The organism is Bacillota bacterium, from assembly GCA_012837285.1.
In the GTDB taxonomy this organism is placed as follows: Bacteria; Bacillota; DTU030; order DUMP01; family DUMP01; genus DUNI01.
On the sequence record DURJ01000062.1, the window covers coordinates 1 to 13,583 of the forward strand.

Annotated in this window: 15 protein-coding genes, 6 tRNA genes, 1 other RNA gene and 1 other annotated feature; of the genes, 13 read left to right on the plus strand and 9 right to left on the minus strand. The window is 54.9% G+C overall.

The window, feature by feature from the left end:
- Positions 1–59 precede the first annotated feature (59 nt).
- From GX016_03625 to GX016_03650, 6 genes are all read right to left on the minus strand, one after another.
- Positions 60–1,040, minus strand: coding sequence for an AIR synthase (locus tag GX016_03625; protein ID HHT70654.1), 981 nt, complete (start codon positions 1,038–1,040; stop codon positions 60–62).
- A 680-nt stretch (positions 1,041–1,720) separates the two neighbouring features.
- Positions 1,721–2,197, minus strand: coding sequence for a hypothetical protein (locus GX016_03630; GenBank protein ID HHT70655.1), 477 nt, complete (start codon positions 2,195–2,197; stop codon positions 1,721–1,723).
- Between the two features lie 11 nt (positions 2,198–2,208).
- Positions 2,209–2,511, minus strand: a complete 303-nt coding sequence (locus GX016_03635; GenBank protein ID HHT70656.1) for a YbaB/EbfC family nucleoid-associated protein — start codon at positions 2,509–2,511, stop codon at positions 2,209–2,211.
- Positions 2,512–2,641: 130 nt separating this feature from the next.
- Positions 2,642–3,205, minus strand: coding sequence for a hypothetical protein (locus GX016_03640; GenBank protein ID HHT70657.1), 564 nt, complete (start codon positions 3,203–3,205; stop codon positions 2,642–2,644).
- Between the two features lie 35 nt (positions 3,206–3,240).
- A complete protein-coding gene (locus GX016_03645; protein HHT70658.1) occupies positions 3,241–3,477 on the minus strand; it encodes a hypothetical protein in 237 nt (78 codons plus the stop codon).
- Positions 3,478–3,495: 18 nt separating this feature from the next.
- Positions 3,496–4,497, minus strand: coding sequence for a hypothetical protein (locus GX016_03650; GenBank protein HHT70659.1), 1,002 nt, complete (start codon positions 4,495–4,497; stop codon positions 3,496–3,498).
- Positions 4,498–4,672: 175 nt separating this feature from the next.
- Here GX016_03650 and GX016_03655 point away from each other — a divergent pair, with 175 nt between their 5' ends.
- Positions 4,673–5,179, plus strand: coding sequence for a spore cortex-lytic protein (locus GX016_03655; protein ID HHT70660.1), 507 nt, complete (start codon positions 4,673–4,675; stop codon positions 5,177–5,179).
- Positions 5,180–5,190: 11 nt separating this feature from the next.
- Positions 5,191–6,561 carry a germination protein YpeB gene (ypeB, locus tag GX016_03660; GenBank protein ID HHT70661.1) on the plus strand — a complete coding sequence of 457 codons (1,371 nt, stop codon included), beginning with the start codon at positions 5,191–5,193 and terminating at the stop codon, positions 6,559–6,561.
- Positions 6,562–6,672: 111 nt separating this feature from the next.
- On the opposite strand, the gene GX016_03665 is transcribed toward ypeB, so the two are convergent.
- Together GX016_03665 and GX016_03670 are read right to left on the minus strand one after the other, a co-directional pair.
- A complete protein-coding gene (locus GX016_03665; GenBank protein ID HHT70662.1) occupies positions 6,673–7,632 on the minus strand; it encodes a patatin-like phospholipase family protein in 960 nt (319 codons plus the stop codon).
- Between the two features lie 14 nt (positions 7,633–7,646).
- Complete coding sequence (locus GX016_03670) at positions 7,647–8,579, minus strand: glycoside hydrolase (protein ID HHT70663.1); 933 nt, start codon at positions 8,577–8,579, stop codon at positions 7,647–7,649.
- A 144-nt stretch (positions 8,580–8,723) separates the two neighbouring features.
- Here GX016_03670 and GX016_03675 point away from each other — a divergent pair, with 144 nt between their 5' ends.
- A complete protein-coding gene (locus tag GX016_03675) occupies positions 8,724–9,032 on the plus strand; it encodes a hypothetical protein (protein ID HHT70664.1) in 309 nt (102 codons plus the stop codon).
- A 64-nt stretch (positions 9,033–9,096) separates the two neighbouring features.
- Positions 9,097–9,289 (plus strand) — a binding site (T-box leader).
- Between the two features lie 45 nt (positions 9,290–9,334).
- On the plus strand, positions 9,335–10,603 hold the full coding sequence (gene serS / locus GX016_03680; protein HHT70665.1) for a serine--tRNA ligase: 1,269 nt from the start codon (positions 9,335–9,337) through the stop codon (positions 10,601–10,603).
- 56 nt (positions 10,604–10,659) lie between these two features.
- On the opposite strand, the gene GX016_03685 is transcribed toward serS, so the two are convergent.
- Entirely contained in the window at positions 10,660–11,013 is a 354-nt protein-coding gene (locus GX016_03685; protein HHT70666.1) for an SHOCT domain-containing protein, read from the minus strand.
- A gap of 280 nt (positions 11,014–11,293) precedes the next feature.
- On the opposite strand from GX016_03685, the gene GX016_03690 reads away from it, so the two are divergent.
- The 9 genes from GX016_03690 to dnaX all read left to right on the plus strand — a co-directional run.
- A tRNA-Ser gene (locus tag GX016_03690) sits at positions 11,294–11,380 on the plus strand.
- A 27-nt stretch (positions 11,381–11,407) separates the two neighbouring features.
- A tRNA-Ser gene (locus tag GX016_03695) sits at positions 11,408–11,501 on the plus strand.
- 12 nt (positions 11,502–11,513) lie between these two features.
- Positions 11,514–11,590, plus strand: a tRNA-Arg gene (locus GX016_03700).
- A 5-nt stretch (positions 11,591–11,595) separates the two neighbouring features.
- Positions 11,596–11,674: transfer RNA gene (locus GX016_03705), tRNA-Arg, on the plus strand.
- Positions 11,675–11,728: 54 nt separating this feature from the next.
- Positions 11,729–12,172 (plus strand): nucleoside deaminase, encoded by a 444-nt coding sequence (locus GX016_03710; GenBank protein ID HHT70667.1) that lies wholly within the window; start codon positions 11,729–11,731, stop codon positions 12,170–12,172.
- Between the two features lie 8 nt (positions 12,173–12,180).
- Positions 12,181–12,272, plus strand: a tRNA-Ser gene (locus GX016_03715).
- Positions 12,273–12,312: 40 nt separating this feature from the next.
- Positions 12,313–12,407 (plus strand) — tRNA-Ser (locus GX016_03720).
- Between the two features lie 20 nt (positions 12,408–12,427).
- Positions 12,428–12,691: signal recognition particle sRNA large type (ffs, locus tag GX016_03725), an RNA gene on the plus strand.
- Positions 12,692–13,047: 356 nt separating this feature from the next.
- A partial coding sequence (gene dnaX, locus GX016_03730; protein HHT70668.1) for a DNA polymerase III subunit gamma/tau occupies positions 13,048–13,583 on the plus strand: 536 nt, incomplete at its 3' end.

Here is a 13,583-nt window from a genome sequence, read left to right on the forward strand (position 1 = left end):
ATTAAGGCCCTAACAAAGTTGTCATTCCGAGTGAAACGAGGAATCTTAAGCCCACCTTTTTACAGCACCTTGTACAGCTCATCTCTGTCCGGCACTACCAAGGGTTGGCGCTCCTGGCCCAGCTTAAGCCACTGTCCTTCTTCTTTCGGCAATAGCTGGCCGATGGAGGCCGCCGGTATGCCGGCTGTGGTCAGGGCGCTTATCAGTTGGTCCGGAGTAGAAGTGGCAACAAGGAGCGAGCCGCTGCCGATGAGCCCCAACGGATCCAGGTCCAGCACCCGGCAAATAGCTGCTGTTTCTTCGGCTATGGGTACTTTATCGGCCCACAGTGCCAAGCCGCAGCCGGAGGCATGGGCCAATTCGAACGCTGCTCCCAGCACACCGCCTTCAGTTACGTCATGCATGGCGGTGGCCAGTGCAACTGCGATCCTCGCTTCCGGCACCACGCTAACGTGATGGATAAAGTCCCGGGCCCGCTGGAGCAGGGCCGAGCCCAGGCGCGGCTCCAGCTTAGCAGCCAGATCGGCGGCCAAAATGGCCGTACCTTCGCAGGCTGCACTCTTGGTTAGGATCAGGGCATTTCCCGGCTGGCCGCCGGCAGCGGTAACATAATGGCCGTTGCTAGCTTTCCCCACAGCTGTCATGGCGGCCAGGGGCTGAGTTACAGCGGCGGTGAACTCGGTATGCCCCCCCAATACCGCCATCCCCAGACTGGTAGCGGCGGCATGAACTTGCTGCATAATTGCTTCCACTGTAGCTGTGGATGTGCCGGGCGGTAGGAGCAATGTCAACAGCAAACCCACCGGTTCGGCCCCAGTGGCAGCCACGTCATTGGCAGAAATATGTACGGCCAGATAACCTAAGTTATGTCCAGTCGTGGTGATGGGGTCGGCGGATAGTATGGCCAGTTTACCTCCCAAATCCACTACACCGCAATCTTGCCCTATCCCCGGGTTTACCAGTACGTCCGGACGCTTAGCGCCCAGATAAGGGAAAACCACTTGCTGTAGAAGTTCGGCTGAGAGTTTACCTGTTTGCAATGGACTACTGCCCCCTGCCTAGATGAAAGTAATTAGTCTCTTTGCCATTATACTATACCGCTCGACAGCCTCCAAGGGCTAGCGAGGAACATTTCACCGCTTACGGTCATAGAATAAACGGACCAGGGCTAATTCACTACGGAAAGGGTGGATCCTAGATGACAGAAGTCCAGCGCGGCGGTTCTGGCGGTGGCTGGTTCGGCAACAACCGCATAGCTTTTATTACCTTCCTAGTCCTGATTCTGCTGCTCCTTGGCGACGGCTAAGCACAGCCTTCTATCCCCCCCCCTTAAAGGGGAGGATAGCGTGTTTTTACATCCAGTGGCAGCCAAGATACCCTTACCGGCAGGAGCAGCAAGCAGACTTAAATCAAAGGCAAAAAAGTAACACCTCGCGGGGTGAGCTCATAAGATAGCAATCAGGAGACTCGCAGCTATGGTTCCTCGCAGCGGGAGAATAGGTGACGGCCGCCGAGTCTTCAGAACCAGAACCCCAGGGTGCGATCTTGTCCGTTGGGAAAGGAGGGCTTAGTGTGGCGGAAATGCAAGGAGGCTTTGGTTTCGGAGGTCAAAACCGGTGGGCGTTTATAATTTTCTTGGTTTTGATTCTGCTGCTCCTTGGCGATCATTTCTAACAAACAACTTTTCTTTATCCGGTAACAAGCAGGGGGTAGGCTTAGCCTACCCCCTGCGTGCGTTCAGTTCCCGGACTTCCCCTTGGGGCCCCTTGCTGGAACTTGCTTGGTCGGTTGCATACTGGGCCGGTGCCGCCGGGCTTTTCTCCATTTGTCCAGCCAAAGAACCGGCCAAGCTTAACAGGGCTGCCGGGTCCAGCTTCTTTCCGCTGCCGCTGCCGCCCAAAGCGCCCATGAGTCCAGTCAGCAGGGCTTCTTTTTTGTCCCCCGACCCTTCCGACGCCAGCAATGACAACAGCGTGTTGGTTAGGGCCTGTTTTTCCGGACCGCTGCGGCTGGCAGTGCCGGACAACGGTGACCCTTCGATGCTGTTTAGGTAATTGACAATACCGAGCAGGTTGGTGAGGCTAAGGGCAGCTAGAAACAGCGGCGGGCTAAGCTGTTTCTGCTTGGCCAGCAGACTGAGTATTTGCCCAAAATTATCTTCAGCCGGGACAGTGGCGGCTTCTTTGTCGTTAGGCACGCGATAACCCCCTAAAGCCAATTATTGTCGCTGCTAAAATCGATGCCACCTCCGGTTAGACGGGCTAATTCCTGGTTTAGGGACTCACGGGCTTGGCGCAGGGCGGCGTTACAGGCCTTAACGATATCATCGGCGCTAGCAGCCGGGGTTAGGCCGGGGCTCACCTCCAACGCTATCAACAATTGCAGCCCGTTGGCCCAAGCCCGGACTTGGCCGTCGCGAGCAGCCCCTTCGTAGGTGGTACTTTGCAGACGTTTCTGCAGGGCGTCGAGTTCTTGTTGGAGCTGCTCCATTAGGGCTCCCAGGTTAAACATCGGTTTACACCCCCAAACCTTTTTTGTACATGGTATTCCCATTGGGGCAAAAGAGACCTAATCGAAGAGAGAAAACCCCGCCTGGCGCGGGGTTGGCAACCAGGTAGCAGTACCGGCTGGCCGGGCTGGATCAGGCCGAATCAGTGGTGTTCGCCGGAAACGGATCGCTACCGAAACCCGGATCCGGCACCATTGGCCACGAAGAACCGGCTGTGGGGAGCGGATCTTTGCTAGCCAGGTCATCTTTGGCTTGAGGCGCATTGGCTTGAGCAATCAGGTTGATCAGGTTGGCCAAGGCTTCCGGATCTATTTTTCGTTCCGGTGGCGCGCTGATGACCGAGAGCAGGTTGACCAGAGTATCAACTAAGGTTTGACTCTTCTCCGATAGAAACGGTCTAATGGCTAAGATCAAAGAAACGTCTTTGGAATCCAGCGGCTGGGGCATGTATTGTCCCTCCTTGACTAAACCTAACGCCTGGGCGCGCGCTCGTTCTGCTTGCAGTTTGGATCTGGTCTGCAGCAAGCCTAACAGTTGTAGGACCGGCACCGGCGAAAGCTCAGTCCGAAGCTCTCGGTTACTGAGCCAGGCCAGAGTAAGCATTCCGTCCACCAAGGTTTGCCCTTTGAGCGTTAGGTAAGGTTTCAACAGTGATAACAGTTGGGTGTCCTGAGCAGTAAGGGGTAATAAAGCCACAAGGTTCACCTCTCTTTACAACACCCGTGTTTGTTTTAGCTTATGCTGGGTTCATCTTGTTGGTTCAATTTAGCATTCTGCTTAACAGCCAGCAACCCTTGAGAAGCTAGCAGCAGAATCAGGATTAGAAATAAGATAAATGGATTAGCTTTTGGCCTAGGGGGAGAAGAAGGTGGATCGGCTGTAACCGGCGATGCAGGATCGGGGCCCTGGGGCAAGTTAGGTCGGGCGGGCAAAATAGTAAATGGCCCTAGAATAGTATCGTTCACCACTACCGGGCCTCCTTTCAATTAAAAAGTAACACGGAGTTCTTCCATAACATTTTGGATGCGATTAACAATGGTAGCACGGTCGGAACCGGCAAACAGCAAACCCACCGCTTCGTTGTTCTCATTTACCACTAGCGAACCGCTGTCACCGCCCTGACTATTTAGGGTCGCCACGATCTGATCACGAAACAGGGCGTAGACCCCGGAATGCATTTCAATGCGCAGCGTTGCCGCCAAGGCAGTCACAGGGCCGGTGGTCAGCCCGCTGGTGCGCCCGCTTTTTCGCAACCTGTCGCCTAGTTTAGCATCAGCTACGCCCCGAATCAGCCCCAATTCCATGATTTCGGACGTTACCAGCCCCGGGGAAATGGGCTTGGCCACGGCGCAATCCACCAGATTAGAAGCATTACTTAGCTTGACAAATTGGAGCCGATAATCAGGCTTAATCGCCGTCAGCATAGTGTTGCCGATAGAGCTCACTCGTCGACTGATGGGACAGCTAGACTTTTGGTATTCGGTGGCCACCGGTACAAAACGCAGCAGATGGGCGATGGTGTCTTCACTTTTGCCACCGTCGTAGACCCCCGGTTGAAGGATAGGATCGCCCACTTTAGATCGGCCGTCGCGTCCATTAGAAGAGTTGGCCAAAATGTGGTTGTTGGACAGGATCAGGGGCTCTCCAGTATCGGCATCTTTGACTAGCGCGCCGAAGGTGCCGGCGGTAATCTTGGGATGACCGATACTTACTCCCGGCGGAGCCGGGCGCACCCGCCCGGTTCTTGTGAGCAGACGGACTTCACCGATTTCAACCACATCGGTTTCCACCCCGGCTACTTTACGAGGAACTAGCTCCTGTGCCGTCAGTTCTTCTTGAGGAAGTTTCTTGCTGACAAACACCACTACCGCCGGTTGATCGGTACGAGCTTGAGCTTTTTCTTTGAAACCTAAACCTACCCCGACCACGTTAGGTAAGCCAAAACAACGGGACCAGGCCCGGCGTACAGCGGCAAGGTAGCTTTCCATGAGTTCACCTCCCAATTGTGGAGAGAGGGTAGCCAATATTGGCCCCAACTACTCCACTATATTCAGATCCCTCCGAAGGTGAACCTCCTCCAGCGCATAAGGCCGGCAATAGACGAACATGCTAAAGATACGCGCCTAAAAGCCGTTAACCCAATATGACAGGAGGATAGGTGAAATGGCACGAAAGTGGTGGCTACTGATCTCGGCGGCACTTTTGACCCTGGTGGTTGTGGTGGTAGGATTCAAAACAAAAAAAGATCCCGGCTGGCTGCCTGCGGCTGAAGCTAGCGCTGCCGGTGCTTATGCCCCGGAAATGGGTTATCCCACCTACGATGATCTGTGGCTGCTGTCACGGGTGGTATCAGGCGAGGCCCACAGTGAGCCCTATGTGGGACAGGTAGGGGTTGCGGCGGTGATTCTCAACCGGGTAAAGAGCCCGAAGTTTCCGCCTTCGGTGTCCGGGGTGATTTACGAACCGGATGCCTTCGAATCAGTTTCCAATGGCATTATGTGGAGTCTGCCGCCCAATAACGACCACCTGATGGCAGCTCAAGCGGCATTGGACGGCTGGGATCCTACTTACGGTGCCCTCTTTTTTTGGAATCCGGCCAAAGATGTCAGCCCTTGGATTTGGACCCGTAATATTATCACCACCATCGGGCGCCACGTATTTGGGCTCTAGGAGGGATGAAAGTGCGTGACCGGCGATGGCTATCGGTGGGGGCAGCGGTCCTGCTGCTGGTAGCAGGGGTTTTCTTCTGGAATTATAACCAAGAAAACGTCCGGGCTCGAAACTCGCTGGAGGCAGGTTACCAGCGGGCCCTGTTTTCCATGGTCAGCCATGTGCAAAACTTAAACAGCTTGTTGGCCAAAGGGCAAGTGATGCAAGATTCCGGCCAGGGGGTGCTCACGTTGGCCAGTGCCTGGCATGAGGCCGAAAGCGCCCGGTCTTCACTAGGTCAACTGCCGCTGGGACGGTTCAATTTGACGGCGGTACAAAAATACTTAGCCCAAGTGGGGGACTACTCTTATACCCTGGCCCGGAAGTTGGCCCAGGGAGCGATGCTGGACGAGAAAGAACAAGAGACCTTGGCCCTGCTGTCGAAGGAAACCGATAAACTCAACCGCGAACTGCAATCCATGATCGGCGGCATCCAGTCCCAGCCTACTTGGGGAACGAAAGGGGTGACCGTGGGGGCCAAAGGAGAAAAGGTGGCCCCGTCAGGAAGCATAGCCGCCAGTCTGGCCAAAGTAGACAGTCATCTCAAAGATGAAGTACCGGCTATCACCTATGACGGGCCGTTCTCAGAACACGTAGAGAATATCAAACCGCGGGCTGTTACCGGCGACAACATCACCATTGAGCGAGCCGGGCGGATAGCTGAGGACTTCGTCAATAAACATGTAACCACAGGGAAGCCCACGTACCGAGTGGCCACGTCCAGACGGGTGAGCGGAAACATCCCGGCCTATTCCTTAACCTTAAGGGCCGAGGGCAATCAACCGGGAGCGGACATTGTGGTGGATGTGAGCCAAACCGGCGGCCACATAATTCACCTGTTTAACCCCCGACCGCCCGGAAAGGCCGCGCTGGATATTGGCACGGCGGTCCAAAAAGCAGAAGACTTCATTCGGGCTGTGGGCTACAACAACATGATCACCACTGGATCGCTGCGCCATCCCCAAACCTTAATGGTGACTCAAGTTTGGCAACAGGGAGACGCCGTGGCCTACCCTGATTTTGTCAAAGTTACCGTAGCTTTGGACAACGGGGAAGTGCTGGCTGTTGACGCTCGGGGCTATCTTACCGCCCATCGGCACCGTGATTTACCCCGGGCCAAGTTTAGCGGTGACCAGGCTCGGGATAAAGCCGCCGCCCGCCTAACCATCGATCGCATCCGGCCGGCTATTATCCCCATGAGCGATGCCAGCGAACGCTACGTCTGGGAAGTCAAAGGGAAAGCTAATGACCAAACCTTCCTTATCTACTACAACGCCGAGACCGGCGACGAAGAAAAAGTCCTGCAAGTAATCGAAAGCCCCGATGGCACCTATACCATGTAGGGTGCCAGGCACCTAGTTTTCCAGGTGCCAGGCACCTGGAAAATACTGGCGCTGGGGAATACGCCCCAGCGCCTGAGTTTGTGCCTAGTGTGCCTAGGGGATTAGGGAAGGCTATTCGCGCCCACAATTGTCGGCGAGCGGCCAGGCCCAAGGGGGAAGAAAGGGATCGAGCTTACGCAGGGTCCGTCTGATGTCAGGCAGGGCCTCCTCTGCGGCTTGAGCGCCAATGTCGATAATCTCGGGGATACGGTGAAAATCGTACAGGTTCATGGTCCCTACCGGAGGGCGAATCGCCAGGGCACCGCTGTCTTTAAGGCGCAAGTCGCTGATGGTCTGCCCCATGATGTCGCTGGCTTGAAGCAGTACTTGGATCATAGTGTCGGCGCTGCTGTCTTCCACGGCGTAACCAAGATCGACGGCGATTATTAGCTTGGCCCCCCAAGCGTGCAGAAGTTGTACCGGCACGTTGGCTAACAGACCGCCGTCGACTAACTCTCGACCGGCCACTCGAACCGGCAGAAACAGGCCGGGAATGGCCGAACTGGCCGCTACGGCAGTGCCCAAGGTGGGGTCGGAAAAAAACAGCTGTTTGTTTTGATCTCGCCACAAGTAAGGGCGAGCTGCTTCCGGAGCAAAGATTACTTCTTTACCCGACAAAAGATCACAGGCTAAAAAAGCTGCTGGCACAGACAGTTGGTTAAAGTCACGTCCTTTGGTGTGGCGATCGATAAATTCTCGCAAGAAGTCAGTGCGCAGCAGTCCCTTAGGCAGGGATAAGCTCTGTAGTTCGTGGCGCCGCAGCAAGCCCAATCGTTGCAGGATATACACAAGGAGATTAATGTAGCCAACGGCGGCAGGGAACAAATTGGCCGGTAAGTTGCGATAGATGTGTTCTATTTCCACCGGACTTAAGCCCGCTGCCCACAGGGCACCCACCATACTGCCGCCGCTGGAGCCTACCACAGCCTCTATGGTTATGCCCGCGGCCTCTAACACTTTAAGTACACCCACATGAGCGGCACCGCGCAGGCCGCCGCCACCTAAGGCCAAACCAACCCTGGGCTGTCTCATATCCATCACCTTCTTTAGTCGTCTGGGACTTGAGCCAGGACGTCCCACACAGCCGGATCTTCTAATCCCAGTCGCCACACACCGATTCCCGGCAGGCCGAGCTGGCGAGCCAGATTCCACTTAGCGGCAAAGCTACGGGCGTTTTCAAACCAGACAATATGCCGGACCCCGTTTTGCCAGTATTCAAAGGTGGCTTCCTGGGCTTGTTCATCGTAGCGAACAATGACGCCGGTGCGCTGGGCCAAGGCGATGGCTTGGTTATAAGATAAGGTTCTAGGTATACCGCCGGTTTCGGGCCAGTCGTAACCGTAAACCGGCATTCCGAGCTTGACTCTACTGATAGGGATCACCGACAGGGCGTAAGTTAGCACCTGCCGGACAAAGCCGATGGAGGCGATAGGTCCCGGCAGGGCAAAATGTTCGTCGTAGGCCAGGACATAGACTTGATCGCTTACGGCTCCTAAGGCTGGGTAGCTAAAGGCACCGGAAAAAGGGTGGCGGGGGTTGTCTTCAAGCTGCGCCGGAACAGAAATAGTAACCAAAAAGCCGGACGGGGAGAGTCGGGCTGCCAATTCAGTCATAAAAGCGGTAAGATAAGGACGGTCTTCCGGGGGTACAAATTCAAAATCGATATTGACTCCCGCAAACCGGTAGCGCTGCAACATAGCCAGTATGTTTTCCTCCAACGCTTGCCGGGCGGTGGGGGTAGTGAGCAGTTGATGAATAAGGGGCCCAAACTGGGGGCTGGCAAAATTGTGGATTATGGCTAAAATAGGGATGCCAAAAGTGCGGGCCACGGCCAAAGCTTCGGGATCGGTTTGATCTACCAGGCCGCCTTGGGCGGTGATGCCGAACCAAAAGGGAATTAGGGCTGTAATTTCACCGGCATGTAGCCGCAAATCGGCCAAGGCGTCCGGGGTATTGACGTAAAACCAGTTTTTCTCCAGCGGAGGCAATAAGGCTCCCTCCTTTTTGATCAGCTTCCATGGTATCTTTAGTTTATTGTGCCGCCTTTCAGCTGGTGCCAGTTCAAGGGTCCGTTGTAGCGCTAAAGATCATATGCTGTGGTAAAGGAAAAAGAGGCGATGCCCATGTTCGCCTGGTTAAGAAAGAGGACGCGACCAAGACCTCGTGAATTATCGCTTACCGCCGGTACAGGTTTGCGCGATAGCATAAAACTAACCTTAAACGGGTTATTTATCAGCCTTAATCGAGAAATAGGTTTTAACTGGCCCCACGAGGTTCACGTGGTGGTGCCGCGGGCCGAGGAGATTCGCACTTACCACAACGGGGAACTGATAGAGGAAAGACGGATCCTAAGCAGCATCTCGATTGTCCACGCGCCCTATCATCCGCCGGCTGAGGGTGCCAGGCCGCCGACCCCGGCCGGACCTAACTAAGGAGCAGGGATTGGCGGCCAATTTCTTGCCTTTTTTCGTCATGTTCTGTATAATGAAAACACATACTAAGGCCAAGAAGGGAACAGTACCTCGGGGCGCTGCTGTAGAGAGCCGGCGGTAGGTGCAAGCCGGTGCAGTAGCCGGGGGAATCCGTCCCGGAGCCGGCGGTGATGAGCCGCACCGGTGGCACCGTTATCACCATGAGAGCGAGCCTTCCGGCTAAGTGGGGTGGTATCGCGGGTACGCCCGTCCCTTCAAGGGACGGTTTTTGTTTGGTGAAGAAAAAGTTTGGGGGGACAACAGTGCTAGATGCTAGATTTGTGCGTGCCAATCCGGACGTGGTGCGCGAAGCTCTGCGAAAACGTCATGTAACCGCTAACTTGGATGAGTTTTTGCAGCTAGATGAAAAACGGCGCCAACTTTTAGCGGAAGTGGAACAGCTAAAAGCTAGGCGCAACAAAGAATCGGAGGAAATAGCCCGGTTAAAGAAAGCCGGCCAACCAGCCGACGATCTCATCACCTCTATGCGGCAAGTGTCGGAGCAGATCAAGGCTATGGATGACCAAGTGAGACAGACGGAAGAGGAATTGAACCAGGTGTTAATGTTCATTCCTAACATTCCTCATGAGAGCGTTCCGGAAGGCCAAACCGATGCCGATAACATGGTGGTTCGGACCTGGGGCGAGCCGCGAACCTTCGATTTTGAACCCAAGGCCCATTGGGACCTTGGCACCGGTCTAGATATCCTTGATTTCGAACGAGCCGGCAAGGTAACCGGCGCTCGCTTTACCTTCTACAAAGGCCTGGGGGCCCGGCTGGAGCGAGCCTGTGTAAATTTTATGTTGGACCTACACCTAAAGCAGGGTTATACCGAGATCTTCCCGCCCTTTATCTGTAACGCCGACAGCATGACCGGTACCGGCCAGCTGCCCAAGTTCAAGGAGGACATGTTTAAGCTGGAAGGCCTGGACTACTACCTGATTCCCACCGCCGAGGTGCCGGTGACCAATCTTCATCGCGAAGAGATTATCGATGGGGACAAGCTGCCCCTGTACTATGTAGCTTACAGTGCCTGCTTCAGGGCCGAAGCCGGTTCAGCCGGACGGGATACCCGCGGGCTTATCCGCCAGCACCAATTTAACAAAGTGGAATTGGTAAAGTTCTCTAAGCCGGAGACCTCTTGGGACGAACTGGAAAAACTGACTAACGATGCCGAAGAAGTGCTGCAGCTTTTGGGATTACCCTATCGAAAAGTGGTACTTTCCACCGGCGATCTTGGCTTTAGCTCGGCCAAGACCTACGACTTAGAGGTCTGGCTGCCTAGTTATGATACCTACAGGGAGATTTCTTCCTGCAGCAATTTCGTCGATTTCCAGGCCCGTCGAGCCGGTATCCGCTATCGCCCGGCACCGAAAGCCAGGGCTGAATACGCGCATACCCTAAATGGCTCCGGGGTGGCTGTGGGTCGCACCGTGGCGGCTATCCTCGAGAACTACCAGCAGGCGGACGGCTCGGTGCTGGTACCGGAGGCGCTGCGTCCGTACCTGGGCGGAGTCGAGGCAATAAGGTAAAGCAGAAAAAGAGCTGCCTTTGTTTGAGCAGCTCGTGAAGTGGTTTATTTAACTGGTTACCACTTTTCCCCTAAGATCTCGCGACGTTTTTGCTGAAACTCATCCTCGGTGATAAGGCCGTCGTCTCTAAGCTGGGTTAGCTTACGCAGTCGGGCAGCGAAGTCGTCAGAAGAGGACATGCTGACTTCGCTGCTGTCTATGTCCATTTCCATGGAGGCGATGCCTTCCTTCGAGAAATAGTTAAACGCATTCATGCCGGTAATGGCCACCGCTATTAGAGTCCAGAACACGCCAAAGGCCCCAACATTAGGGATTACAACCGCTAAACCGATGAGCACAAATACAGTGCCTACGATCATGCCTAGCGCAGAAGCCGCTTTGCTGGGCTTAACCCGTACCTTACGCCTCATGTTACCACCTCTTAGCTGTATTGATTCGCTAAATCGTTAACCTTACCTGCAAAAAACTTGTTGCGAACATTTAAGCTGTTGCTTAGGTCTAATCGCGTCAGCCAACAGCTTTGCTTAAACACCTATTATTGCAAGTAAATCAGCAAATAAATCAGGTTAAAACACTAAATCCTGCCATAGCCCGCGGCCGCAGTTTTGGTTGACAGTGCAGGGTGCCTGTGCTATATTATACGTGTAGCGCGATGGCACAATTGTGTTTTGCGTTTCAGGGACGCCACGGGGAAGGGTGTCCGAGCGGTTTAAGGAGCTGGTCTTGAAAACCAGTGACTCGTAAGAGCCGTGGGTTCGAATCCCACCCCTTCCGCCATTACTGCGCGAGCAGTTAGCTAAATGCGGAGAGGTGGCCGAGTAGGTCGAAGGCGGTCGCCTGCTAAGCGATTGTACAGCCTAAAACTGTACCCCGGGTTCGAATCCCGGCCTCTCCGCCATAAAAAATACGCGCGCCCGTAGCTCAGCTGGATAGAGTGTCTGACTACGAATCAGAAGGTCGGGGGTTCGAACCCCTCCGGGCGCGCCATTCGTGTCCCTATAGCTCAGTTGGATAGAGCGGGGGATTCCTAATCCCCGTCCGCCGGAGGTTCGAGTCCTCCTAGGGACGCCAAGTTTTGTGAGTTATGCGGTGATGGGTGTGGTAAGCGCTAGGGATGAGCTGTATATGGAGCGGGCGCTGGAGCTCGCCCGGGAAGCCGCCGCTTGGGGAGAAGTCCCGGTGGGGGCTGTTGTTGTGCACCGCGACACCATCGTCGCCGAGGCGTTTAACTGCCGCGAAAGCTGGCGCGATCCCACCGCCCATGCCGAGCTTATCGCCCTTCGCGCTGCTGCCAAAAACCTAAACCGCTGGCGCCTATCCGGGACCACGTTGTATGTTACCTTAGAGCCGTGCGCTATGTGTGCCGGGGCCATGGTGCTGGCCCGGATCGACCGCCTGGTGTACGGAACCGAAGATCCCAAAAGCGGTGCTGTTCGCTCTTTATACCGGCTGGCCGATGACGACCGGCTCAATCACCGTTTACAGATCACAGCCGGGGTATTGGGTGTGGAATCCGCGGCGCTGCTGAAAGAATTTTTCCAGGAGCGGCGCACCGGAAGTGATGAATAGAAAATCCGGGAGAGATGGCCGAGTCCGGTTGAAGGCGCTCGCCTCGAAAGCGAGTAGGCATCTACGTGCCTCGTGGGTTCGAATCCCACTCTCTCCGCCATAACTTAATACAATTGAGATCTCTTTGTAGACCTAGACGTGGAGAGATGGCCGAGTCCGGTCGAAGGCGCTCGCCTGGAGAGCGAGTAGGCAGAAGCTCTCTGCCTCGTGGGTTCAAATCCCACTCTCTCCGCCATTTTTGTCTACAAAGTTTGGCCGTGCTAGACGGGGAGGTAGCGGTGCCCTGTACCTGCAACCCGCTAGAGCAGGGTTGAATTCCTGCCCGAGGTGCAGTCTTGTGGGGTCTGGCCGCGGTAAGCGGTAAGGAAGATTGGGTCCTGCGCAACGTACATTCATGAACCCCGTCAGGCCCGGGAGGGAGCAGCGGTAAGTGGATCCCTGCGTGTGCCGTAGGTAAGCCTGGTCGGAGCTGGCTGCCGGGGTATCGCCCGGAAGGCTGTATCGACGGCAGGTGCACGGCCTATTATGTTGTATTGAATCAGCGTAAAGAGGAGCTGCGCTAAAAGGCGGCTCCTTTTCTTATGGTTAGAGACAACATTATAAACAAGTGATCGCAAGAAGTCGACAACGAAGTAACATAAGGATACAATATGCGTACAGAATTCAGATACCAATTGTAAACGCAACTACGGCCAGAAACAACCTCTTTAGGCTAATGGAAGAAACGATTACTATAAATACCACTTGGGTAGCCAGCCTAATGATGGCGGCCACCAGGTGGTCTTTTCAATTCCTCGGGGCAGGATTTTAGTCCCGGTGAGGCGAATTAAGAACCAGTTATACTTATGGGGCTGCTTGTCTAAGGGGGATCTGACATGGCTTATCAAACACTATACCGGGCCTGGCGTCCACAGACGTTTGACCAGGTGCTGGGGCAGGATCATGTTTGCCGCACGCTGCAGAATGCCATTGCCAGCGGGCGCTTGGCCCACGCCTATTTATTTTGCGGTCCCCGCGGTACGGGAAAAACCAGCACGGCTAAGATATTGGCCAAAGCTTTAAATTGCCAGCACGGTCCCACGCCCGAGCCCTGCGATGAGTGCAGCCTCTGTGTTCGTATCCGCGATGGTTATTGCCTCGATGTACTGGAGATGGATGCCGCCTCTAACCGAGGCATCGATGAGATTAGATCCCTGCGGGATCAAGTGCGCCTTACTCCTACCGAAGCCCGGTACAAAGTATATATTATCGATGAAGTTCATATGTTAACTGCGGAAGCGTTTAACGCCTTTCTCAAGACGTTGGAGGAACCACCGCCACGGGTGGTGTTTATTTTAGCCACCACCGAACCGGAGCGGCTTCCGGCTACGATCTTGTCCCGTTGTCAGCGCTTCGATTTTCACCGCTTGTC